This is a genomic window from Aliiroseovarius sp. xm-d-517 (genome assembly GCF_013283135.1).
Classification (GTDB): domain Bacteria; phylum Pseudomonadota; class Alphaproteobacteria; order Rhodobacterales; family Rhodobacteraceae; genus Aliiroseovarius; species Aliiroseovarius crassostreae.
This window is the reverse complement of sequence record NZ_WBXT01000001.1, coordinates 2,727,616-2,748,572: the sequence shown is the minus strand read 5'-3', so window position 1 is coordinate 2,748,572 and position 20,957 is coordinate 2,727,616. Positions and strand designations below refer to the sequence as shown.

Genomic DNA, 20,957 nt, shown 5'->3' with positions numbered 1-20,957 from the left:
TGACCGTATTGTGAGGGGCTGCAGGTGCGGCCCCTCATTGTTTTTGTGCATCCGCAACGATAGGGTCGGGGCGAAACGCTCATGTAAAGAAAGCAGAACCCTTGCGTATGTTGCGCCATGCCCCCAAATCCCTGACCCTGTCTGCCCTCCTGACCCTGTCAACCATGCTGGCCCCACCCGCCTTTGCCGAAGGTGAAACCGGGCTGGGGGCCTATCTTGCCGCCCGCACCGCAGATTATCAGGGCGATTTTTCCGCAACCCTGGAATATGGCGCACGGGCCATCGCGGAAGATCCTGACAATGCACGGATTCTGGAAGGGCTGACCATCGCCCAGCTGGTGCTGAACCCGCTGCCCGAGACCACCCCCTATGCCCGCCGGCTGGCAGCCTTGGACGAACAGAACGCCATCGCCCGGCTGGTGCTTCTGGGGGATGCTTTTGGTCATGACAAATGGGACGCGGCGCTGACACTGCTTGAAGAGGGCGTCTCGGTTGGGCCGCTGATGACCGAAATGCTGCGCGCCTGGGCAGAGCTGGGGCGCGGACAGATGTCACAGGCGCTGGCCGTGCTGGACCGGCTGGCCGAGGACGAAGGCACACGCGGCTTTGCGATCCAGCAAAAGGCCCTGGCCACCGCCTTTGTCGGTGATTTCGAAACCGCAGCCCAATTGATGCAGCAACAGGTGGCCGAGTTTCGCCTGAACCGACGCGGCGTGATCGCCTATGTGCAGATCCTCAGCCAGCTGGACCGATATGACGAGGCGCTGGAGGTGCTTGCACAGGCCTCAAACGGGGTGCTGGACGATGAACTGATCGCGATTATCGACACGCTCAAATCCGAAACCCCCCTGCCCTTCACCGCCGTTCGCACGGTTCAGGAAGGGGCGGCAGAGCTGTTTTACCTGATCGCCAACAATATCCCGCCCAATTCTGGCCTGACCTCGGTTCTGATCTATGCCCGCATTGCCGAATATCTTAGCCCCGGCCTCTATGACGCCACCTTGCTGACGGCGCAATTGCACGAGGATATGGGCCAGCATGATCTGGCCGTAGCCGCCTATGCCCGCATCCCGCAAGACAGCCCGCAATTCCTGCAAGCCGCCCTTGGGCGCGCCATGGCCCTGAGCCAGTCAGACCGGGCAGAAGAAGCGATTGGCGAGCTGCGCGCACTTTCAGGCCAGTTCCCGACACGGGCCCGCATCCCGACCCTGCTGGGGGAATTTCTGTCCCGCGAGGATCGATATGAAGAAGCCCGGGCAGCCTTTGATCAGGCCATTTCCCTGTTTGAGCAGGATCTGGACACCCAGTGGCGGGTCTATTTCCAACGCGCCATTGTTGAGACAAAACTGGATGACTGGCCCGCGGCGGAAGCAGATTTTCGCAAAGCCCTTGCCCTCAACCCGGACCAGCCCAATGTGCTGAACTATCTTGGCTACAGCCTGGTGGAACGGCGTGAGCATCTGGAGGAGGCACTCGACATGATCGAACGTGCCGTGGCCGAGCGGCCCGACAGCGGCTATATCACCGACAGTCTTGGCTGGGTCTATTATCGCCTTGGCCGATATGACGAGGCGGTTGAGCAGATGGAGCGCGCGGTTGAACTGCTGCCCGTTGACCCGATCCTCAATGATCACCTGGGCGACACCTACTGGGCGGTTGGGCGCAAACGCGAGGCGGAGTTTCAATGGAAACGCGCGCTCAGCTTTGTCACGGAAGACACGGATCTGGAAGAGCTGAACCCGGAACGGATTCGCCGAAAACTCGAAATGGGGCTGGATCAGGTGCTGGCAGAGGAAGGCGCCGCGCCGCTGCACGGATCGAAATAAGCGATGGATTTCAACACGCTGCAGATCTCCAAAACCTTTGCACCCGCCAAGGTCAACCTGACCCTGCACGTCACGGGCCAACGTGGCGACGGCTATCACCTGCTGGACAGTCTGGTCGTATTTGCCGATGTGGGCGATCGGATTTCGATCCGACCGGCGGCGGCCAATCAACTCAATGTGGTGGGGCCGCAGGCTGACGGCGTGCCTTCGGATGGATCCAACCTCGTCTGCAAGGCGGCAGATCTCTATGGTATTCCGGTGGAAATCACCCTGTCCAAGCACCTGCCTGCAATGGCGGGGATTGGCGGGGGCAGCTCGGATGCAGCGGCGACCGTTCTGGCCTTGGCGGAGCTTACAGGTGACACGCGCCTGCCTGACGTGTCGACACTTGGGGCGGATGTGCGGGTCTGTCTGATACGTCAGGCGGCACGGATGCAGGGGATCGGAGAGCGGGTGACCCCGGTCGAGGGGCTCCCTCCCCTCTTTGCGGTGCTGGCCAATCCCGGTGCAGCCGTGTCGACCCCGACCGTATTCAAGGCGCTGACACAGAAGACCAACGCCCCCATGCCCAAGACATTGCCGCGCTGGAAAAGCACCGCGGCCCTGATTGACTGGCTGGCCCGGCAACGCAATGACCTTGAGACACCGGCCATCGCCGCATCACCGGTGATCGCAGACACGCTCACGGCGCTCGCCGCTTTGCCCAACGCACGCCTTGCCCGCATGTCCGGCTCCGGTGCGACCTGTTTCGCCCTGTTTGACACCAGAGCCGCCGCCGAGACCGCCGAGGGTCAACTGCGCCGCGACCATCCGGATTGGTGGATCGCAGCCTGCGCTTTGAGGTAAACCGTGGCTGGGGGCGCTGCCCCCAGACCCCCGAGGTATTTATGGCAAGAAAAAAGAGAGGGGAGTGCCCTCTCTTTTCAAAGCTTATCGCTTTTTCCTTGTACGGTCATCGGCGTCCCCGCCTGTACCGCAGCTCCAAACTGCCAGATACTGGTTAACAGAATCTTTCGGCTTTTTTCTTGTTCCAAATATCCCCACCGGAGGCATTGGGGCGCAAGCCCCAAGTCTGATCAGGTGACACGCGCCACCACGTAGTCAGCGATATCAATCAGCATGTCTCGGATCGGATCCTCGGGGAGAGAGGCCATGGCGGATTTTGCTTTTTCCGCCCAGGCCAGCGCATCCTGCCGGGTTTCTTCCAAGGCATTATGTTTGTTCAGAAGCACCAGCGCCTGTTCAAGGTCACCCTCTTCCTGCCGGCCTTTCTCAATGGTGCGGACCCAGAAGGCGCGTTCCTCGGGTCCCGCCTTGGCCACCGCTTTGATCAGCGGCAAGGTGAGTTTGCGTTCGCGGAAATCGTCACCAATATTCTTGCCCGTGGCCTCCCCCCCCCAGTAGTCCAGCAGATCATCGACGATCTGGAAGGAAATACCCAAGGCGTCACCATACTCAAACAGCGCCTGCACATGGGCGGGATCCGCGTCGGCGATCACCCCGCCTACCTCGGTTGCGGCGGAAAACAGTGCTGCGGTTTTACCGCGCACCACCTGCAGATAAATGCCTTCATCCGTCTTCAGATCCTGCGCGGCGGTCAGTTGCAGCACTTCACCTTCGGCAATGGTGGCCGAAGCGTTGGACAGGATGCGCAGCACGTCAATGGCCCCGGTTTCGGTCATAAGCTGGAACGAGCGTGAAAACAGGTAATCCCCGACCAGAACCGAGGATTTATTGTCCCAAAGCAGGTTTGCCGTCGGGCGCCCACGCCGCTGGGCGCTTTCATCCACCACATCATCATGCAGCAGGGTCGCGGTGTGAATAAACTCAACCGTTGCCGCAAGATGCACGTGATAAGGCCCGCCATAACCGCACAGGCGCGCCGCTGCCAAGGTCAGCATCGGGCGCAATCTTTTGCCGCCAGCATCCACCAGATGCGCCGTCACTTCGGGAATGCGCGGTGCATGTTCGGACGCCATCCGATCGCGAATCAGCGTGTTCACAGCATCCATGTCTGCCGCCAGATGCGCCCCAAGGCGTTCATGCGGTTTATAGCTTGCGTCCTTCATTTTGCTCACGATCCCGTCACATTGCCGCAAAACCCCGTTGGCGTTTCACGCGCTTGCCCTTAAGTCTTTGTCTATGAAAGAGCTTATCCGCACCACTGACCCGACACTGATCCCCTACGTCACAGCCCTTCTTGAGGCCGAGGATATACCCTTATTTGTCATGGACGTCCATATGAGTGCACTGGAGGGATCAATAGGAATTTTACCTCGTCGCGCTATGGTCCGCGATCAGGATCTGTTCCGGGCGCGGGCAATCCTGCGCGACCATGACATTGCGACGGAAGGATAGCGGGATGAGCACAGCACCAACGGGTTTCAGTGAGGACAAGTTTCTGGGGGGAAAGCTCGTTCTGACCCAACCCGTCAACGGATACCGCGCCGGGGTGGATCCGGTCTTTCTGGCGGCCTCCGTGCAGGCCCATCCGGGGGAATGCGTGCTGGATATGGGGTGCGGGGCCGGGGCCGCAGCACTTTGCCTTGGCACACGGGTGGCAGGGTTGCGTCTTGTGGGCATTGAACGCCAGGCACCCTATGCTGAGCTGGCCCGCCGCAACGGGGCACAAAACCACATCCCATTCGAGGTTCACGAAGCGGATATTGCAAACCCACCTGCCGCGCTCAAGGAAGAAAGTTTTGATCATGTGATCATGAACCCCCCCTATTATCTGCGAGAGCGCGGCACGCCCTCACCCGATACGCTGCGTGAAGGGGCGTTGGGTGAAGACCTGCCGCTCTCCGTCTGGATTGATCAGGCCACAAGGCGACTGAAACCACGCGGTTACCTGACCATGATCCAAAAGGCCGAACGCCTGCCGGAGATCATGGACGCTCTGGATGACAGGCTCGGCTCGATCATGGTCAAACCGCTCAGCCCCAGAATCGGCCGGGTCACCTCACTTGTCATTGTGCAGGCCCGGAAAGGTGGGCGGGGTGCCTTCCGCCTCGCAGCGCCCCTCATTTTACATGAAGGACCACAACATGTTGGGGATGTCGAGCATTACACCCCCGAGGTTTCGGCGATCCTGCGTGACGGCCATGCCTTCCCTCTTTGGTGACCAATTCACAATGTTTCGCGGAGGCGCGAAAATATGCCAAGAATTGCAACCAATTCGTGACATCCCCGAAATTTTATGATGCACTCGAAGGGCAAAATCGTTTTCAAAGGAGGATCGCCATGAGCGTCAGTTCGCATGTGGAAGAGTTGCGCCGCAAACATCAGGCCCTGGAGGGCGAGGTCGAAGCCGCACAGCGCGCACCCGGAACCACGGACCAGGAGATCACCGAACTGAAAAAGCAGAAACTGAAGATCAAGGAAGAGATTGCCCGTCTGGAAAACGCCTGAACCGGCATCCCAAACAGATCTGATCTGACGTAAACTCCGCGCGCGCCTTCCCGCAATCGCCTGACAACCTCCATCCTGTCAGTGCTGCTATCTGGTGCTGGCGCGCGCCGCCATCACGGCCCCTGCCGTGATCAGGACACCAGCAAGCAAAAGTGCAGCACTTGGCGCGGCAATCCCTGCCAGAATCAACACCAGAGTGGACAAAAGCGGCGCCCCATAGGATGCCACGCCCAACAGCTGAATATCCCCCTGCTTGACCCCCACATCCCAGACATAAAACGCAAGCCCCACCGGACCGAGGCCAAGCCCAAGAACGGACAACCAGCCAATGGCCCCGACCGGCCAGACCGTTTCTTCGACCAGGACATGCGCAATCCCTGCCAACAGGGATGTCATCAGACAGAACACCACAACCGAGGCTGTCGGGGTGCTGCCCAACCGGCGGCTCAGCACCGAATACCCTGACCAGGTCAGCGCGCAGAGAAATGCTAGCCCATATCCCGGAAGGTGGTCTGCGGAAAACCCGGCCGCGCCCCCAAGAACGATCAACGCCGCCCCCACAAAAGACACCAGGGCACCAAGGATATGCATGGGGCGCAGCTGCTCTCCCGGCAGCAGACCGGAAAACAGGACAATCATCAGCGGCCAGAGATAGGCAATCAACCCCGCCTCGGCAGCCGGCGCCATCCGCAGCGCCGAGAAATATAGCGCATGATAGCCAAACAGCCCCAGCGTCCCGAAACCGTAGACCTTCCAACTGATGCCGCGCAGCACAGAAAACCCGCCCGTCGCCCCGATCCAGACCGCCCCCAATGCCCCACCAATGGCGAAGCAGAGCGCTGCAAGCTGGAAGGGCGGGACCGGTGCAGACCCCACCGTAAACAGCGCCAGCAAAGCCCACAGCAACACCGCAATGAACCCCACAGCCGTGGCACGAGACCGGGTCATGTCAGCGCCTCGACCGGCAAAATTGTCATGTCATCCGACACATGGGCCGTTTTTTCGATTTCCTCCAGCATCCAGTCCAGCAGCGCCTTGATTTCCGGGCGGGTCTCTCGTCCGAGTGCACAAAGAAACCGGAAATGCGCGCGGGTCGAAATTGCCACGCCATAGGGCGCAACCAGCCGCCCCTCCATCAGGTCTTTCGAGACGAAAAACCGCCGCCCCAGCGCGACACCTGCCCCGGCCATCGCAGCATCCAGCGCATGATCAGCCTGGTTGAAACTGAGCGCCGGCCCCGGCTGGGCATCGATCCCCGCCGCCCGAAACCACGCCGCCCAGTCGCACCGCGGCTGCAAAAAATCAATCGAATGATCAGAGATCAGAGGGGCCTGCAACAACGCCTCCGGCGTGGGGTAACGCTGCGCCATTTCCGGGGTCATGACCGGCGTGATCCACTCTTCTGACAAGGGATGCGAAAACAATCCGCCATCGGGGCCATAACCAAACCGAATGGCCACATCGACCTCATCCCGCGACAGGTCCACCATCTGCAGACTGGCCGCAAAACGCAACTCAACCTCGGGGTGGGACTGGGCAAAAGCATACATGCGCGGCGCCAGCCATTTCGAGGTAAACGCCGGCCCGGCCGTCACAGTCAGCACGTTGGTTTCCAGACTGCGGCGCGCAGCCCGCCAGGCAGCGGTCAGCGTCTCAAACCCTTCCTGCGCCCCGGGGGCCAGCGCCTTGCCTGCCTCGGTCAGCTCAACCGCGCGGTTCAGCCTGTAAAACAAAGCCCCCCCGAGATGTTCTTCCAGCGACTTGATCTGGAACGAAAGCGCGGCGGGCGTCACGTGCAGCTCGCTCGCCGCCTTTTGAAACGACATGTGGCGGGCGGCGGCATCAAAGGCGCGCAGGGCGGTCAGCGGGGGAAGGCGATCAGACATATCAGTTCAATATCACTTAACCGAAACCCTGAAAAGTCTCGTTTGTTATTTAGTTTCAGGCCACCCATCTTATGTGAAGCAAATAAAACTTGAGAGGATCCAATGCTGGAAACTGCCAATATCACCGAGATGCAGCGCCACTATCGCAAAGCCCACATCCTGCGGGCACAAGCCTTTCACGCCCTGTTCACCCTGCGCCCACTCCGCGACGCCATAAAAAAACGGGCCGCGAAACCGCGACCCGCTCTGCAATCCTGTCCGTGCTGATCAGACGAAGAACTGAGCCCCGTTGGCCGAGATGGTTGAGCCGTTGATGAACTCGGATTTCTCATCTGCCAGGAAGGCGACGCAGCGGGCGATTTCTTCGGGTTCCCCCAGGCGACCGGCAGGGATCTGACCAATAATGGCTTCCCGCACCTTCTCTGGCACGGCCATCACCATTTCGGTGCCGATATAACCGGGGCAGATCGCATTTGCGGTGATGCCAAAACGCGCGCCTTCCTGCGCAAGGGATTTCACGATCCCCAGGTCCCCGGCCTTGGTCGCAGCATAGTTCACCTGCCCAAACTGACCTTTCTGACCATTGATCGAGCTGATCACGATCACGCGGCCATATTTCCGCTCGCGCATACCCGGCCAGAGCGGGTGCACGGTGTTGAACACGCCGGTCAGGTTGGTGTCGATCACTTCCTGCCATTGCTCAGGGGACATCTTGTGGAACGGTGCATCGCGGGTGATCCCGGCATTGGCAACCACCACGTCGATCGGGCCAAGATCAGCCTCAACCTGGGCCAGACCTGCCTTGCTGTCCTCATAGCTGCCGACATTCCACTTGTAGGTCTTGATGCCGGTTTCTGCGGTAAAGGCCGCGGCTTTTTCGTCGTTGCCCGCGTAGGTGGCGGCAACCTCGTAACCTTCGGCTTTCAGAGTTGTTGAAATCGCAGCTCCGATGCCGCGCGAACCGCCGGTTACAAGTGCTACTTTTGCCATGTTCATATCTCCCAAATAGACATCACTTATTGGTAATGTTATTACCCTCAGGAACCCAGAAGAGCAACAATATTGCGATGATATTTCTGCATTGCGGCTATTTAACTGCAATTGCAGCAAGATTTCCCGCAAATTGCTCAGTTTTCAGGCAGTTTGGAACGCTGCCAGCGCAAAATGACACTCTTGCTGGCGAATCAATCACAAGCTGCACGAGACTTGTAAACGCGAGATGACAAAAGCTGCCCGGACCTTACGTCAGGCTCAAGATATCAGGCACAAGAATCTGGCACAAAAAAAGGGCGCCCATCGGCGCCCCTTTCTTGGATATCATGTCACCGGTTACGGGCGCTCAAGGCACATGGCCACACCCATACCGCCACCGATGCACAGGGTCGCCAGACCCTTTTTGGCGTCGCGGCGCTTCATTTCAAACAGCAGCGTGTTCAGGATACGGCAACCAGACGCGCCGATCGGGTGACCAATTGCAATGGCGCCGCCGTTCACGTTCACGATCGACGGATCCCAACCCATGTCCTTGTTCACGGCACAGGCCTGCGCAGCAAAGGCTTCGTTGGCTTCCACCAAGTCCAGATCGCCCACGGCCCAGCCGGCCTTGTCCAGCGCCTTGCGCGAGGCGAAAATCGGACCGACACCCATGATCGACGGGTCCAGCCCGGCAGTGGCGTAAGAGGCGATGCGCGCCAGCGGCTCCAACCCACGTTTCTCGGCCTCATCAGCCGACATCAGCAACACGGCAGCCGCACCATCATTGATGCCCGATGCGTTGGCCGCCGTCACCGAGCCACCGTCACGCACGAAAGCAGGGCGCAGTTTCTGCATCGCTTCGATCGTGGCGCCGTGACGGATATACTCATCGCTATCAACCACGATATCCCCTTTGCGGGTTTTCACGGTGAAGGGGGTGATCTCATCCGCAAACCGGCCCGCTTTCTGAGCGGCTTCGGCCTTATTCTGCGAAGCCACGGCAAATTCGTCCTGCATATCACGCGAAATCTGCCATTGATTTGCAACATTCTCGGCGGTTTGACCCATGTGATAGCCGTTGAACGCGTCCCAGAGGCCATCCTTGATCATCGAATCGATGAATTTCATGTCCCCCATTTTGTGCCCGGCGCGCAGATGCGCCACATGGGTCGACAAGGACATGTTTTCCTGACCACCCGCGGCGACAATTCCGGCATCCCCCAACTGAATGTGTTGCGCAGCGAGTGCGACCGAACGCAGCCCCGAACCACAGACCTGGTTGATGCTCCACGCAGCCGATTCCTGCGGAAGGCCCGCGTTGATATGGGCCTGACGAGCGGGGTTCTGCCCCTGACCGGCCGCAAGCACCTGACCCAGAATGGTTTCATCCACCTCGGATTTTTCAATACCGGCCCGTTCCACCACGGCTTCCAGCACGGTTGCGCCCAGATCATGGGCGGGCGTATTGGCAAACGCACCCGAGAAACTGCCAACCGCGGTGCGCGCGGCCGATACGATTACGACATTGGTCATGGTCTTCCTCCACCTGATGCAAGTTGACCTGGCTGTTGCCGCCCTCGATCACCTGCGTTCCAAATTCCTACATGCGGGTCAGAGGCAACCGCCCTCCCCAAGACAGGCCAACCCATATCCGCGTGATTGCGGTGCCGGCATCCTGTGCTGCATTGCAGAAAAAATCAAGCGTGAGAAATAATATGTTTAAGAAAACACGATGAGCGCAACTTTCAGCATAGCGCAGGAGCACGCTCTGACCTCAGACCACCACCCGTTTTGCAGGGGGCATCTGGATGTCAGGCCGTTTTTCCCAGTATCTGATTGACCCGCCAATAGGGGGTCAGGGTCGGCACTCCAAAATAATACCCCTGCATGCAATCCATCCCGATCGAGCTGAGATATTCTGCGTCTTCGAAGGTTTCGACATTTTCTGCCACAACAAACATTTCGAATTTATGGGCCAGATCCAGCAGCGCCTCGGTCAGCAATTGCGCATCCGGGTCCTTATGCACGCCATGGATCAGTTCCCCGTCAATCTTGAGCAGGTCGAAATAGAAATCCTTGAGGTATTTGAACGAGGTATATCCGGCCCCGAAATCATCCAGGGCAAAGCTGATCCCCTTGCCCTGCATCTCGGTCATGAAATCCAGCAGGTCATCGGATTTGCACAGCGCGGTACGTTCGGTGATTTCGATAATCAAACGTTCCGCCAGCGTGGGATCTTTGGACAGGCCCGCAAGCAAAGCTTCGTTCCAAGGGGCATATCCTATCGTATTTGCAGACATGTTGATTGAAAGTCGCAGGCCGGGCTCCTCAGCCAAAGCCATCAGACCCTGCTCAATTGCCAGGGCATCCAGCTGACGCCCCATATCGGTCTCTTCAACCACATCGATGAAATCCTTGGCCGGGATCACACGCCCCTGCTGATCGGTAACGCGCAGCAACCCTTCATAAAAGGCCATACGATCCGGCTGAGCCGTCAGCACCACCGGCTGGAAGGCAAGTTTCACCTGTTTGTGCGCCAGCGCAATGCGCACCATGTCCAGCGTCTCGCTTTGCCGTTTTTGCACCGCAATATCAAACGGGCTGCTTTTAACCTTCTTGTTCATATCGTCCCCAACACGATTTGCGTGGCACCAGCCGCCCCTCAGCAATGCTGCTCGCCACATCCCAACACTGTCATTTTGTCGGCAAACTCGCTAACAACAGGTAAAACGCAGCTTTTGAGGAAAATTGATAACTTTCCGAACAAGTATTTGATATTGGGAGAAAAATGAACAGATGCGCCTGGTGCGGCGAGGATCCGCTTTATCAAACCTATCACGATCAGGAATGGGGGGTGCCCGAACGGGACGGGCGCGCCCTGTGGGAGAAGCTGATTCTCGACGGGTTTCAGGCAGGTCTCAGCTGGATCACCATCCTCAGGAAACGCGACAATTTCCGCGCCGCCTTTGCCGGGTTTGATCCCGAACAGATTGCGACCTGGGACGAGGAAGACATCTCTCGCCTCTTGGCAGACCCCGGCATCATCCGCCATCGCGGCAAGATCGCAGCCACCATCACCAATGCACAGGCCTATCTGGATCTGGGCGGCGCAGAGGCCTTTTCCAAAATGATGTGGGCCTATGTGGATGGGCGCCCGCTTGTGGGGCATTATGCCACCCAGGCCGATGTACCGACTTCCTCTGCGCTCAGCTCTCAGATTTCCAAGGATCTGAAAAAGGCCGGGTTCAAGTTCTGCGGCCCGACCATTGTCTATGCGTGGATGGAGGCCTGCGGACTGTTCATGAACCACACGAGGGATTGTCACCGTTACCCGGGTCTCAGTCACACGGACCTTAACGGGCAGCCCTAACGCAGACGCGCAAGGAGCGCGCGGCTGGGAACCCCCGTCTGGCGCAACCCATGTGCCTTTTCATAGGCCCTGATCGCGGCGCGGCCCTTTTCCCCAATCACCCCATCGGCCCGACCTGCATTATAACCCGCTGTATTCAAAAGGTTTTGCAGATCAACACGCTCCTTCAAACTCATCCCCCAGGGGCGGTCAGACGAACGGGTCAGAAATGCCCCCTCCCCCGCAATTCGATCCGCCAGATGGCCAACACTGATCGCGTAGCTGTCGGCATAATTATACGTCTTGATGATGTGAAAATTCGGGTAAATCATGAAAACCGGCCCCTCTGGCCCAGCAGGCAGGATCACGGCGCCCTCGCGTTTTCCGGACAGTTTCCGGCCATTGGCCCGGGTGACCCCAAGCTGCGCCCACGCGGTCTGCTTACGTGGAAAAATCCGCCCGGTCAGCGCCAGGTCAAACCCTTGTGGAAGCCGAACCTCCTCTCCCCAGCGCGGCCCTTTGGACCAGCCTTTCGCAGCCAGGAACGCCGCGGTGGAGGCCAGCGCATCGGTGGGATCATCGCCCCAGATATCCCGCCGCCCATTCCGATCAAAATCAACCGCATGCTCAAGGTAAGAGCTGGGCATGAATTGCGTATGCCCCATCGCCCCCGCGTAAGAGCCGACCAGCCGTTTCGGGGTCACATCCCCCGCCTGCAGGATCTCCAAAGCCGCCAGAAGTTCCGCTTCGAAACGCTCCCTCCGACGCCCTTCATAGGCCAGAGAGGCCAGCGCCGACAGCGTGGGAACATTGCCGCGAAATCCGCCATAGCTGCTTTCCATCCCCCAGATCGCCAACAGCACGTAGCGCGACACGCCATAGCGCCGCTCCAGCTGCTCCAGCAGCCCGGAATATCGGCGCGCCATGGATTTTCCCGTTCGGATCCGCGAGGCCGACGCCGCAGAGGAAATATAGAAATCCAGTGACTTGGCCGTCTCAGCAGGCTTGCGATCTGCGGCCACCACCTTGGGAAGATAGGCAACAGTATCGAGCTGTTTCAGGGTTGCGGATTTGATCCCGGCGCGACGCGCGGTCTTCCCGAAACCGGACAACCAGGCCCGGAACCCAGCCTCAGCCCCGGCAACATGCGGCAACGCAGACATCGCCACCAAACCTGTCAGAACAACCCGCCGTGAAACCATGACACTCTCCCGATCCATGCCCATAGCATAAAGCAGCCTCCCCCTTCCTCAATCCCCGGGAAAAGAAAAGGCGAGCTTTCGCCCGCCCTGTTTCCTTGTTGCAAATATCCTGGGGTGAGCCTCGCAGAGGCGAGGGGCAAAGCCCCTGCCCGGTCAGCGCATCCTTGAGGGCTCAAACCCTGGTGTGCCTGCCTTTTCCGGGTGCCGTTTGACATCCAGACGCTTGAGCATCTCTGTGGATCCCCCTTTGCCGTCATGGCGCCACCCCGGCGGTTTGATGGCATAATTCCAGCGATCTTTCCACGTCACGCCTGGCTGCATCCAATCCCTGAAGATTGCTACCCATTCGTGAAAGGCCACTCGGATCGGGTTGAACGTTCCGAGGTTGTGAACCAGCCCGTAATCCACCGGCTCGCTCTCCTGTTCCGGCACAAACGTGCCAAACATCCTGTCCCAGACAATGAACACGCCCGCATAGTTCGCATCCAGATAACGCGCATTGCGCCCGTGATGCACCCGGTGATGACTAGGGGTGTTCATGACCGCTTCAAACCAGCGCGGCATCTTGTCGATCACCTCGGTATGGATCCAGAACTGGTAGATCAGGTTGATGCCACCGACAAACAGGATCATCGCCGGGTGAAACCCCAACAGCACCAATGGCGCACGCACCACCATCATCAGAGTGAAGGTTCCGGTCCAGGTCTGACGCAGTGCCGTTGTCAGATTGTAATGCTGGCTGGAATGGTGGTTCACATGGCTGGCCCAGACCCAGCGGATCCGATGCCCGAACCGATGCACCCAGTAATAACGCAGATCATCAAGCACGAAGCAGATCACCACCACCCACCAGGCCGTGCCCAGATCAAACGGTGTGATCCGCCACAACAGCATGAAAAACCCGAATGCGAGAAACCCAAGAAGGATCCCCGACAGGACTGACCCCACCCCCATGAACAGGCTGGTCATCGCATCCTGCGCCTCATAGCGACCGCCGCGTTTTTTAAAGAAGATCCACGCAAGCTCCAACGCGATGGCCGCAACAAAAAACGGCACGGCGTAGTCGGTTACATTAGGATAGGCAACGGCCATCAGAATGCCCCTTCAATCTGTTGACGCCAGACGGGAATTTCATCCTGCGTCAGTTGCAATACGACGGATGGCGCTGCAAAATCCGGCAGTTGCACCCGCAGTCCAGCGGGATGGTCATGCAGCACGCCCCCTTTCAGCTCGTGACTGGCCGCATCAAGCCCCATCACCCACAGCACGCCCCAGCCACGCCGAGACCGCACCAACGCAGATTGTCCACTGGCCGCCACGATCACCTCAAGGGCCGGCGCGGTCGGGTTGTCCGCCTCCCACTCAGCCCGCGCGCTCTCTTCGCTCGCAAGCACCAGGCAGCGGTCAAACTTCCAGATCTTCATGATCACGTAAATCAGTGCGAGCCCCACCACCACGATGGATGCCAATACCTCCAGCGGCATCGTGTCCTCCCTGAAATTCACCGTGCTCCGGCTTTCTTCAGCACATTGAAGAGAAAGCAGCTGGCCTGTGTCAACGCTGTCCAAGGGTCAAGCCAGACAGGCAAAATGCCCAGGCCCTCCCGCGCAAAACCCGCGCCTCGCAGAGGCTTGGCCTTGCTTGGGGGCGGCTCACTTCGTGAGCCTTTTAGGGGCTTTGCCCCTCGGACGATGTCCTCACCCCAGAATATTTAGGGCAAGAAGAAGAGGGACGTTTCTCTCATTTTCTGGGGAGAAATATCCTGGGGTGAGCGGGCTTGTCTCGCGAGGGGCAAAGCCCCTGACGGATCTATCAGATGCGCTTCATTCGTTGATGCATACAGCTTCGGGCCTGAGCCGAGCGAAGCGAGGCCCGGCCCAAACGGCGCCTCCTCGTCAGAGGGGGCAGAGTGCGGGAGATTACCCTTCGATCAGGGCGCGCAGGATGGCCTTGGCACTGTCCGAGTTCCAGTCCGCGTCCCCGGTCAGACGGGCGATTTCGGCCCCATCGCGGTTCAGGATAACCGTGACCGGCAGCCCCAGCACCCCCATTTGCCGTGACAGGGTCTGGGATTGATCGGTGTAAATCGGCAAGGCTGTCACGCCGGTTTCGGCAAAAAGCTTTTCGATCGCGGGCAGTTTGTTGCGTCCGGTGGCGATCGGCAGCACCATGAAGTTTTCCCCACCCAGGGCCTGTTCCAGCGCATCAAGTGACGGCATTTCCTTGCGGCAGGGCGCGCACCAGACGGCCCAGAAATTCAGGACGGTGATTTTGCCGCGAAACTCGTCAAGCGTGTGATCGCTGCCATCCGGGGCTGCAAACGGCGCGGTGCCTGCGGGTTTTGGCGTGGCGTGAAACACCAGCTTCTTCATCTCACCCTCACGCATTTCGGCAAGTGCTGCCACATCCGTCTCTGCCAAAGCCACATTTGCTCCCCCAATGGTGAAAGCGGCATTTGCACCAAGGGCGATGGACGCGTATAGCAGGGCGGAACGCAAGACAGACATGTGACCTCCGAAGGGCTAGACCATGAGTAACGACAAGCAAGCGAACGCCATGTGGGGCGGCCGGTTTTCTGCCGGTCCAGACGCAATCATGGAAGCGATTAACGCGTCGATCGGCTATGACCAGCGCATGGCCCGACAGGATATCGATGGCTCGCGCGCCCATGCCGCCATGTTGGCGGCCACGGGCGTGATTACAGATAACGATGCGGAGGCGATCCGTGAAGGGCTTCTCACCGTCTTGTCAGAGATCGAGACCGGATCGTTCCAGTTTTCGACCGCGCTGGAAGACATCCACATGAATGTGGAAGCCCGCCTGAAAGAGATCGTGGGGGAGCCCGCAGGCCGTCTGCACACGGCCCGGAGCCGAAATGACCAGGTTGCCACCGATTTCAAACTGTGGGTGCGCGGCCAGATGGACGCCGCCATCGAAGGCCTGACCGCGCTGGTGCGCGCCCTTCTGTCGCAGGCGGAGATGGGCGCGGATTGGGTCATGCCGGGCTTTACCCATCTGCAAACCGCGCAACCTGTGACCTGGGGGCATCACATGATGGCCTATGTCGAGATGTTTGGCCGCGATATCTCCCGTTTTCAGGACGCTCGCAAGCGGATGAACGAATGCCCTCTGGGGTCGGCGGCCCTCGCTGGCACCTCGTTCCCGATTGACCGTCACATGACAGCAGAGGCGCTTGGCTTTGATCGCCCCACCGCCAACTCGCTTGACGCCGTGGCGGATCGCGATTTTGCGCTGGAGTTCCTGTCTGCTGCGACCCTGACCGCGATGCATCTCAGCCGCTTGGCCGAAGAGCTGGTGATCTGGTCCTCGGCACAGTTCCGTTTCGTGCGCATGTCGGACAAATGGTCGACCGGATCGTCGATCATGCCGCAAAAGCGCAACCCGGATGCGGCGGAACTGCTGCGGGCCAAGATTGGTCGGATCATGGGGGCCTCGGTGGGTCTGATGACCGTAATGAAGGGCCTGCCGCTGGCCTATTCCAAGGACATGCAGGAAGACAAGGAGCAGGTGTTTGACGCCGCCGACAACCTGATGCTGGGCTTGGCCGCCATGACCGGCATGGTCAGCGACATGGAAGGGCAGCGTGAAAATCTTGAAACCGCAGCGGCATCTGGCTTTTCAACCGCGACGGATCTGGCCGACTGGCTGGTGCGCGCGCTCAATATGCCGTTCCGGGACGCACATCATGTGACCGGATCGCTGGTGGCGATGGCCGAAGGCAAGGGGTGTGACCTGCCGGACCTCACGCTGGAAGAGATGCAATCGGTGCATGAGGCGATCACCAAGGACGTATTTGACGTGCTGGGTGTGCACAATTCGGTCGCATCGCGCACCTCTTACGGTGGCACGGCCCCGTCGGAAGTGCGCCGGCAGATCGCCCGCTGGCAAGAGAAGCTGGCATGATCCGGGTAGCGTTGGTTCTGGTCCTTTTGGGACTGGCGGGCTGTGGCGCGGATGGAGAGCCGATCCGCCCCGGGTCGCCCGAAGACGTGGCGGCGCGGTAAATTCAGCCCCAATAATATTACAAACGCTGGCCAGACATTCATCGTTTCGGTCGGCGTTTTCTTTTTGCGAGGCGCTGCCTCGCGCTCCGGGATATTTGTGGCAAGAGGAAAAGCCTATCTATGAGGATTGAACGGGCGGCGCGCTTCCTTTAGGGCAGTAGGAGCGCAAAGACCAACAAGGACAGGCTTGAGACGTGGATCATTTCCTTTACCGCGAGGGCGTATTGCACGCCGAAGATGTTGCCATTCCCGAAATTGCGGCCCAGGTGGGCACGCCGTTTTACGTTTATTCGGCGGCGACGCTGAAGCGGCATATTTCGCTTTTCAATGAAGCCCTGGGGTGGGCGGATCATCTGGTCTGTTTTGCGGTGAAGTCGAATTCGAACCTCGCGGTGCTGAAATTGCTGGGGGGTATGGGCGCGGGAATGGACGTGGTATCGGGCGGCGAGTTTCGCCGGGCGATTGCTGCGGGTGTGCCGGGGGAGCGGATTGTATTCTCGGGCGTTGGCAAAACCAAAGACGAAATGCGTCTGGCGCTGAGCCACAATATTCGCCAGTTCAACCTGGAGAGCGAGCCGGAATACCGCGCGCTGTCCGAGGTGGCTTCTGAGATGGGCGTTGAAGCCCCGGTTGCAGTGCGGGTGAACCCGGATGTGGACGCAAAGACCCATGCGAAGATCTCGACCGGGAAATCCGAAAACAAATTTGGCATTCCGATTGCGCGGGCGCGTGAGGTTTATGCCGAGCTTGCCAAGCTACCGGGCCTCAAGGTGGTTGGCATTGACGTGCATATCGGCAGCCAGCTGACCGAGCTGGAGCCGTTCCGGCTGGCCTATCAGAAAGTGGCAGAGCTGACGGAGGCGTTGCGCGCGGACGGGCATGACATCACGCGTCTGGATCTAGGGGGCGGACTGGGCATTCCGTATGAGCGGTCGAACTCGGCCCCGCCGCTGCCGCTCGAATATGGTCAGATGGTGCGCGAAACCGTGGGGCATCTGGGCTGTGAGATCGAGATTGAGCCGGGCCGGCTGGTATCGGGCAATGCGGGGTTGATGATCAGTTCCGTGATCTATGTGAAAGAAGGCGAAGGTCGCGATTTCCTGATTGTGGATGCGGCGATGAACGACCTTGTGCGTCCAGCCATGTATGAGGCGCATCACGACATCATCCCGGTGATCGAGGCCGAACCGGGCCTTGAACAGACCGGTTATGACATTGTCGGTCCGATCTGCGAAACCGGCGATACCTTTGCGAAGGAACGCAATATGGCGCCGCTGAAATCGGATGACCTGATTGCGTTCCGTTCGGCCGGTGCCTATGGCGCGGTGATGGCATCGGAGTATAACTCTCGCCCGCTGATCCCCGAAGTTCTGGTCTCGGGTGAGCAATTTTCCGTTATTCGCGCCCGCCCCACCTATGAAGAAATGCTTGCCCGCGATACGATACCGGAATGGATCTGACCAAAATGAGGTGACATGGCACGCAACGGGGCCCGACACCCTCTCCCGCCCGAGCTGGCCCGCCAGCTACGTTGGCCTTTGCGTCTGACAAAGGCCGCGATCGGGGCAGAGCGGGGCTGGCGCGCGTTCTGGCCTTTGGCGACAGTGGTGATGGCCGCCGTGACCTGGGCACGGTTTGTTGGGTTTGGATCGGTCGGATTTGCCGCGCTTGGGGTGAGTTTTCTGATCGCGCTGGTCTGGGGGATCCGCAGGTTCCACCCCCCATCCGATCCTGAGGCCGAAGCGCGGCTGGACAGTACCCTGCCCCATGCCGCCCTTGCGACCCTGCGCGACATGCCCGCGCTGGAGACAACAGAGACCTCTCAAATCCTCTGGCATGCCCATCAGGGCCGGATGATCCAATTGGCCCGCACTGCGCGCGCGCCATGGCCCAATCTGCGCATTGCCGAGCGCGATCCCTTTGCACTGCGCCTGATTGCTGCCCTCGGCTGCGTGATGGCATTGGGATTTGTGGACGCACCAAACGGGATGGGGATGTCGCAGGCGGATTGCCCGGAATGCGAACCGACAGCCTCATGGGAAGGCTGGATCGAACCCCCGGCCTACACGGGCCAGCCCAGCCTCTACCTGAACGACCAACCGCCCGGCCCGTTACCCGTGCCCGCGGGCAGCCGCCTGACCCTCCGGCTCTACGGGCAGGAAGATGGGAGGATCACGCTTGGAGGGGATCTGCTTCGAGGCGCGCAGGAGGATGGGCTGCAGGCAGAGATCACCGAAAACAGCACGCTCTCCATCCATGTCCGGGGGGCGAAGACCACACCGGCCTGGCGCTTCACCGCCATTGGCGATGTGCCCCCCAGCATTCGCACGGACGGAGCAGTGACCCGCGTGACTTCAGGGACGTTCAAATTGGGCTACCGCGCGGGTGATGACTATGGCGTGACCGCCGGGCAGGCACGGTTGGAGCTCGCGTTGAATGCGGTTGAACGCCGCTATGGCCTGTCCCTCGATCCCGATCCGCGGGTGGCTGAAATCCTTGATCTGCCACGCCCCTATCGCGCCGACCCCCGGCAGTTGCAGGGCCTCTGGACCGAAGATCTCGCCCAGCACCCATGGGCCGGCCTTCCGGTCACCGTCACGTTGAGCGCATTCGACGCCATCGGCCAGACAGGCAGATCGGATCCGCTGCACATGACCTTACCCGCAAGGCGATTTTTCACCCCCGAAGCGCGCGCCGTGATCGAGATGCGGCGTGATCTGCTCTGGGCACGCGCAGGGGGTCCGCGAGTGGCACAGATGTTGCGGGCAATACTCCACCGTCCCGAAGATCTGGACCTGCCGGATGGTAGCTACCTCGCGCTGCGGGCGGCAATCCGCGACCTGGAGGGCGCCCTTGCCACCGGTATGAACGCCGAGGCGCAGGAGCGGTTGGCCAGCACCCTTTGGGAGATCGCAATCAAGATCGAAGAAGACGGTGCTGACAGCGCCCGAGACCGGATGCTACGCGCCCAGGAGCGGCTGCAGCAAGCCATGCGTGATGGCGCCACGCCCGAGGAGCTTGCCGAATTGATGGACGAGCTGCGCCGCGCCACTCAGGACTATTTGGATCGCCTTGCCCAGATACCACAAGATGAATTGCCCCCCATGCCCGACGGCGACCTGCTGGAGCTAAGTTTCGCGGATCTGGACGCCATGATGGATCAGATCGACGAGCTGATGCAGGAAGGGCGTTTTGCCGAGGCCATGGAAATGCTCGATGCTCTCAACCGAATGATGGAGAATATGCAAGTGGCCCGTGGTCAGGGCGAACGGGCCAACCAGCGCGCGCGCGACGGGCTGGCAGACACGCTGCGCCAACAGCAAGGTCTGTCGGATGAGGCTTTCCGTGAACTTCAGGAACAGGGTGGCGAGGGAAATGAGCTGGGCGAATCCCAGGGCAATACCGGACGAGATGGCCAGCTGGGACGCGGACAGGCCCATAGTGGCGAAAGTTCACCGGAAGGCGCAGAAAGGCAAGGCCGGCCACAGGGGGCCGAGGGCGCTGAAAACAGATCTCTGTCCCAGAGACAACGCAGCCTTGAACAGGAGCTGGACGCACAGCGCCGCGCCCTGCCCGGGGCTGGCAGCGAAGCCGGCAATGCCGCGCGGGATGCCCTGGACCAAGCCGGGCGCGCAATGGATCAGGCGGCAGATGCTTTGGAACAGGGCGACAACAGCGCAGCACTTGATCGTCAGGCCGAAGCGATGGAAGCCCTGCGGGAAGGACTGCGCCGTTTTGACGAGGCGATGGACAGCACTCAGGCCGGGCGCGATGGGCAACAGGGGCAAACCGGACAGGAGAGCACCAACCCCAATGCGCGTGACCCGCTTGGACGCGCCACCGGCAACCAACTGGGAAGGGGGCCCTCGGATGGGGGATTTACCAGTGAAGAGGACATGCGAAAACGCGCACAGGAATTGACAGAAGAGTTGCGCAATCGCGCCGGTGAGACCAACCGACCAAAGCCGGAGCGGGATTACTTTGAACGCCTGCTTGACCAGTTCTGACCTGCGCACTGACCGCAGCCAGAGGAAAGGGGCTCTGCCCCTCGGCCATTCGGCCTCACCCCGGGATATTTCTGACAAGAAAATAACGGATAATTAAAGCGTTTCGGGATCAGGCCGGGGTACGGCTTGCAAATATGATCGCCTACCAGCGGTCAGGCATCCGTTCATGACCGTACCTCTTCACCTCATTGCGAATGACCAATGCCCTGAAATGCAGCCCCCCCCCCTTTTCTGGTGTTCAATATCCCGGGGTGAGCGGCAAAGCCGCGAGGGGCG

General features: G+C 59.9%; 19 protein-coding genes. 9 read left to right on the top strand and 10 right to left on the bottom strand.

The window, feature by feature from the left end:
* Positions 1 to 107: 107 nt before the first annotated feature.
* Both XMD517_RS13115 and XMD517_RS13110 read left to right on the top strand, forming a co-directional pair.
* Positions 108 to 1,826 (top strand): tetratricopeptide repeat protein, encoded by a 1,719-nt coding sequence (locus tag XMD517_RS13115; protein ID WP_173484914.1) that lies wholly within the window; start codon positions 108 to 110, stop codon positions 1,824 to 1,826.
* Between the two features lie 3 nt (positions 1,827 to 1,829).
* Positions 1,830 to 2,672, top strand: a complete 843-nt coding sequence (locus XMD517_RS13110) for a 4-(cytidine 5'-diphospho)-2-C-methyl-D-erythritol kinase (RefSeq protein ID WP_173484913.1) — start codon at positions 1,830 to 1,832, stop codon at positions 2,670 to 2,672.
* 230 nt (positions 2,673 to 2,902) lie between these two features.
* Here the strand turns inward: XMD517_RS13110 and XMD517_RS13105 are convergent, their stop codons facing one another.
* Complete coding sequence (locus XMD517_RS13105; RefSeq protein ID WP_173485579.1) at positions 2,903 to 3,895, bottom strand: polyprenyl synthetase family protein; 993 nt, start codon at positions 3,893 to 3,895, stop codon at positions 2,903 to 2,905.
* Positions 3,896 to 3,968: 73 nt separating this feature from the next.
* Here XMD517_RS13105 and XMD517_RS13100 point away from each other — a divergent pair, with 73 nt between their 5' ends.
* The 3 genes from XMD517_RS13100 (at position 3,969) to XMD517_RS13090 (ending at position 5,237) form a co-directional block, all read left to right on the top strand.
* On the top strand, positions 3,969 to 4,184 hold the full coding sequence (locus XMD517_RS13100) for a DUF2007 domain-containing protein (protein ID WP_173484912.1): 216 nt from the start codon (positions 3,969 to 3,971) through the stop codon (positions 4,182 to 4,184).
* Between the two features lie 4 nt (positions 4,185 to 4,188).
* A complete protein-coding gene (locus tag XMD517_RS13095) occupies positions 4,189 to 4,950 on the top strand; it encodes a tRNA1(Val) (adenine(37)-N6)-methyltransferase (protein WP_173484911.1) in 762 nt (253 codons plus the stop codon).
* Between the two features lie 119 nt (positions 4,951 to 5,069).
* Positions 5,070 to 5,237: a YdcH family protein gene (locus tag XMD517_RS13090; RefSeq protein ID WP_074963795.1), complete on the top strand. Its 168-nt coding sequence runs from the start codon at positions 5,070 to 5,072 to the stop codon at positions 5,235 to 5,237.
* An 87-nt stretch (positions 5,238 to 5,324) separates the two neighbouring features.
* Here the strand turns inward: XMD517_RS13090 and XMD517_RS13085 are convergent, their stop codons facing one another.
* The 5 genes from XMD517_RS13085 to XMD517_RS13065 all read right to left on the bottom strand — a co-directional run bounded on the left by XMD517_RS13085 (position 5,325) and on the right by XMD517_RS13065 (position 10,722).
* Positions 5,325 to 6,185 carry a DMT family transporter gene (locus XMD517_RS13085; RefSeq protein ID WP_173484910.1) on the bottom strand — a complete coding sequence of 287 codons (861 nt, stop codon included), beginning with the start codon at positions 6,183 to 6,185 and terminating at the stop codon, positions 5,325 to 5,327.
* The gene (gcvA, locus tag XMD517_RS13080; protein WP_173484909.1) at positions 6,182 to 7,123 is read right to left on the bottom strand and encodes a transcriptional regulator GcvA; all 942 of its coding nucleotides are present in this window, start codon (positions 7,121 to 7,123) and stop codon (positions 6,182 to 6,184) included. The genes XMD517_RS13085 and gcvA overlap by 4 nt, the downstream gene beginning before the upstream one ends.
* A 267-nt stretch (positions 7,124 to 7,390) precedes the next feature.
* Positions 7,391 to 8,113: an acetoacetyl-CoA reductase gene (gene phbB, locus XMD517_RS13075; protein ID WP_173484908.1), complete on the bottom strand. Its 723-nt coding sequence runs from the start codon at positions 8,111 to 8,113 to the stop codon at positions 7,391 to 7,393.
* A 339-nt stretch (positions 8,114 to 8,452) separates the two neighbouring features.
* Positions 8,453 to 9,631 carry an acetyl-CoA C-acetyltransferase gene (locus XMD517_RS13070; RefSeq protein WP_055190408.1) on the bottom strand — a complete coding sequence of 393 codons (1,179 nt, stop codon included), beginning with the start codon at positions 9,629 to 9,631 and terminating at the stop codon, positions 8,453 to 8,455.
* Positions 9,632 to 9,909: 278 nt separating this feature from the next.
* Complete coding sequence (locus XMD517_RS13065; RefSeq protein WP_173484907.1) at positions 9,910 to 10,722, bottom strand: EAL domain-containing protein; 813 nt, start codon at positions 10,720 to 10,722, stop codon at positions 9,910 to 9,912.
* Between the two features lie 164 nt (positions 10,723 to 10,886).
* Here XMD517_RS13065 and XMD517_RS13060 point away from each other — a divergent pair, with 164 nt between their 5' ends.
* The gene (locus XMD517_RS13060; protein WP_173484906.1) at positions 10,887 to 11,468 is read left to right on the top strand and encodes a DNA-3-methyladenine glycosylase I; all 582 of its coding nucleotides are present in this window, start codon (positions 10,887 to 10,889) and stop codon (positions 11,466 to 11,468) included.
* Here the strand turns inward: XMD517_RS13060 and XMD517_RS13055 are convergent.
* The 4 genes from XMD517_RS13055 to XMD517_RS13040 all read right to left on the bottom strand — a co-directional run bounded on the left by XMD517_RS13055 (position 11,465) and on the right by XMD517_RS13040 (position 15,156).
* Positions 11,465 to 12,649 (bottom strand): lytic murein transglycosylase, encoded by a 1,185-nt coding sequence (locus XMD517_RS13055; protein ID WP_173488047.1) that lies wholly within the window; start codon positions 12,647 to 12,649, stop codon positions 11,465 to 11,467. The two genes, XMD517_RS13060 and XMD517_RS13055, sit on opposite strands and share 4 nt — an antisense overlap.
* 153 nt (positions 12,650 to 12,802) lie before the next feature.
* Positions 12,803 to 13,741, bottom strand: a complete 939-nt coding sequence (locus XMD517_RS13050; protein ID WP_217360408.1) for a sterol desaturase family protein — start codon at positions 13,739 to 13,741, stop codon at positions 12,803 to 12,805.
* Positions 13,741 to 14,133, bottom strand: coding sequence for a hypothetical protein (locus XMD517_RS13045; protein WP_173484904.1), 393 nt, complete (start codon positions 14,131 to 14,133; stop codon positions 13,741 to 13,743). Before XMD517_RS13045 ends, XMD517_RS13050 begins: the two co-directional genes overlap by 1 nt.
* Before the next feature lie 435 nt (positions 14,134 to 14,568).
* Positions 14,569 to 15,156, bottom strand: coding sequence for a TlpA disulfide reductase family protein (locus tag XMD517_RS13040; RefSeq protein WP_173484903.1), 588 nt, complete (start codon positions 15,154 to 15,156; stop codon positions 14,569 to 14,571).
* Positions 15,157 to 15,178: 22 nt separating this feature from the next.
* On the opposite strand from XMD517_RS13040, the gene argH reads away from it, so the two are divergent.
* From argH to XMD517_RS13025, 3 genes are all read left to right on the top strand, one after another.
* Entirely contained in the window at positions 15,179 to 16,573 is a 1,395-nt protein-coding gene (argH, locus tag XMD517_RS13035) for an argininosuccinate lyase (RefSeq protein ID WP_254449774.1), read from the top strand.
* A gap of 295 nt (positions 16,574 to 16,868) precedes the next feature.
* A complete protein-coding gene (gene lysA / locus XMD517_RS13030) occupies positions 16,869 to 18,134 on the top strand; it encodes a diaminopimelate decarboxylase (RefSeq protein WP_173484902.1) in 1,266 nt (421 codons plus the stop codon).
* Between the two features lie 15 nt (positions 18,135 to 18,149).
* A complete protein-coding gene (locus XMD517_RS13025) occupies positions 18,150 to 20,681 on the top strand; it encodes a DUF4175 domain-containing protein (protein WP_173484901.1) in 2,532 nt (843 codons plus the stop codon).
* Positions 20,682 to 20,957 lie beyond the last annotated feature (276 nt).

What these genes read in the sequence shown, in the direction of transcription:
- XMD517_RS13110 (WP_173484913.1), top strand. Translation starts at nt 1,830, where the DNA reads ATGGATTTCAACACGCTGCAGATCTCCAAAACCTTTGCACCCGCCAAG.
- XMD517_RS13100 (WP_173484912.1), top strand. Translation starts at nt 3,969, where the DNA reads ATGAAAGAGCTTATCCGCACCACTGACCCGACACTGATCCCCTACGTC.
- XMD517_RS13060 (WP_173484906.1), top strand. Translation starts at nt 10,887, where the DNA reads ATGAACAGATGCGCCTGGTGCGGCGAGGATCCGCTTTATCAAACCTAT.
- XMD517_RS13070 (WP_055190408.1), bottom strand. Translation starts at nt 9,631, where the DNA reads ATGACCAATGTCGTAATCGTATCGGCCGCGCGCACCGCGGTTGGCAGT.
- XMD517_RS13090 (WP_074963795.1), top strand. Translation starts at nt 5,070, where the DNA reads ATGAGCGTCAGTTCGCATGTGGAAGAGTTGCGCCGCAAACATCAGGCC.
- XMD517_RS13040 (WP_173484903.1), bottom strand. Translation starts at nt 15,156, where the DNA reads ATGTCTGTCTTGCGTTCCGCCCTGCTATACGCGTCCATCGCCCTTGGT.
- XMD517_RS13085 (WP_173484910.1), bottom strand. Translation starts at nt 6,185, where the DNA reads ATGACCCGGTCTCGTGCCACGGCTGTGGGGTTCATTGCGGTGTTGCTG.
- gcvA (WP_173484909.1), bottom strand. Translation starts at nt 7,123, where the DNA reads ATGTCTGATCGCCTTCCCCCGCTGACCGCCCTGCGCGCCTTTGATGCC.
- XMD517_RS13025 (WP_173484901.1), top strand. Translation starts at nt 18,150, where the DNA reads ATGGCACGCAACGGGGCCCGACACCCTCTCCCGCCCGAGCTGGCCCGC.
- argH (WP_254449774.1), top strand. Translation starts at nt 15,179, where the DNA reads ATGAGTAACGACAAGCAAGCGAACGCCATGTGGGGCGGCCGGTTTTCT.
- XMD517_RS13055 (WP_173488047.1), bottom strand. Translation starts at nt 12,649, where the DNA reads ATGGTTTCACGGCGGGTTGTTCTGACAGGTTTGGTGGCGATGTCTGCG.
- XMD517_RS13065 (WP_173484907.1), bottom strand. Translation starts at nt 10,722, where the DNA reads ATGAACAAGAAGGTTAAAAGCAGCCCGTTTGATATTGCGGTGCAAAAA.
- XMD517_RS13045 (WP_173484904.1), bottom strand. Translation starts at nt 14,133, where the DNA reads ATGCCGCTGGAGGTATTGGCATCCATCGTGGTGGTGGGGCTCGCACTG.
- XMD517_RS13105 (WP_173485579.1), bottom strand. Translation starts at nt 3,895, where the DNA reads ATGAAGGACGCAAGCTATAAACCGCATGAACGCCTTGGGGCGCATCTG.
- XMD517_RS13050 (WP_217360408.1), bottom strand. Translation starts at nt 13,741, where the DNA reads ATGGCCGTTGCCTATCCTAATGTAACCGACTACGCCGTGCCGTTTTTT.
- phbB (WP_173484908.1), bottom strand. Translation starts at nt 8,113, where the DNA reads ATGGCAAAAGTAGCACTTGTAACCGGCGGTTCGCGCGGCATCGGAGCT.
- XMD517_RS13115 (WP_173484914.1), top strand. Translation starts at nt 108, where the DNA reads ATGTTGCGCCATGCCCCCAAATCCCTGACCCTGTCTGCCCTCCTGACC.
- XMD517_RS13095 (WP_173484911.1), top strand. Translation starts at nt 4,189, where the DNA reads ATGAGCACAGCACCAACGGGTTTCAGTGAGGACAAGTTTCTGGGGGGA.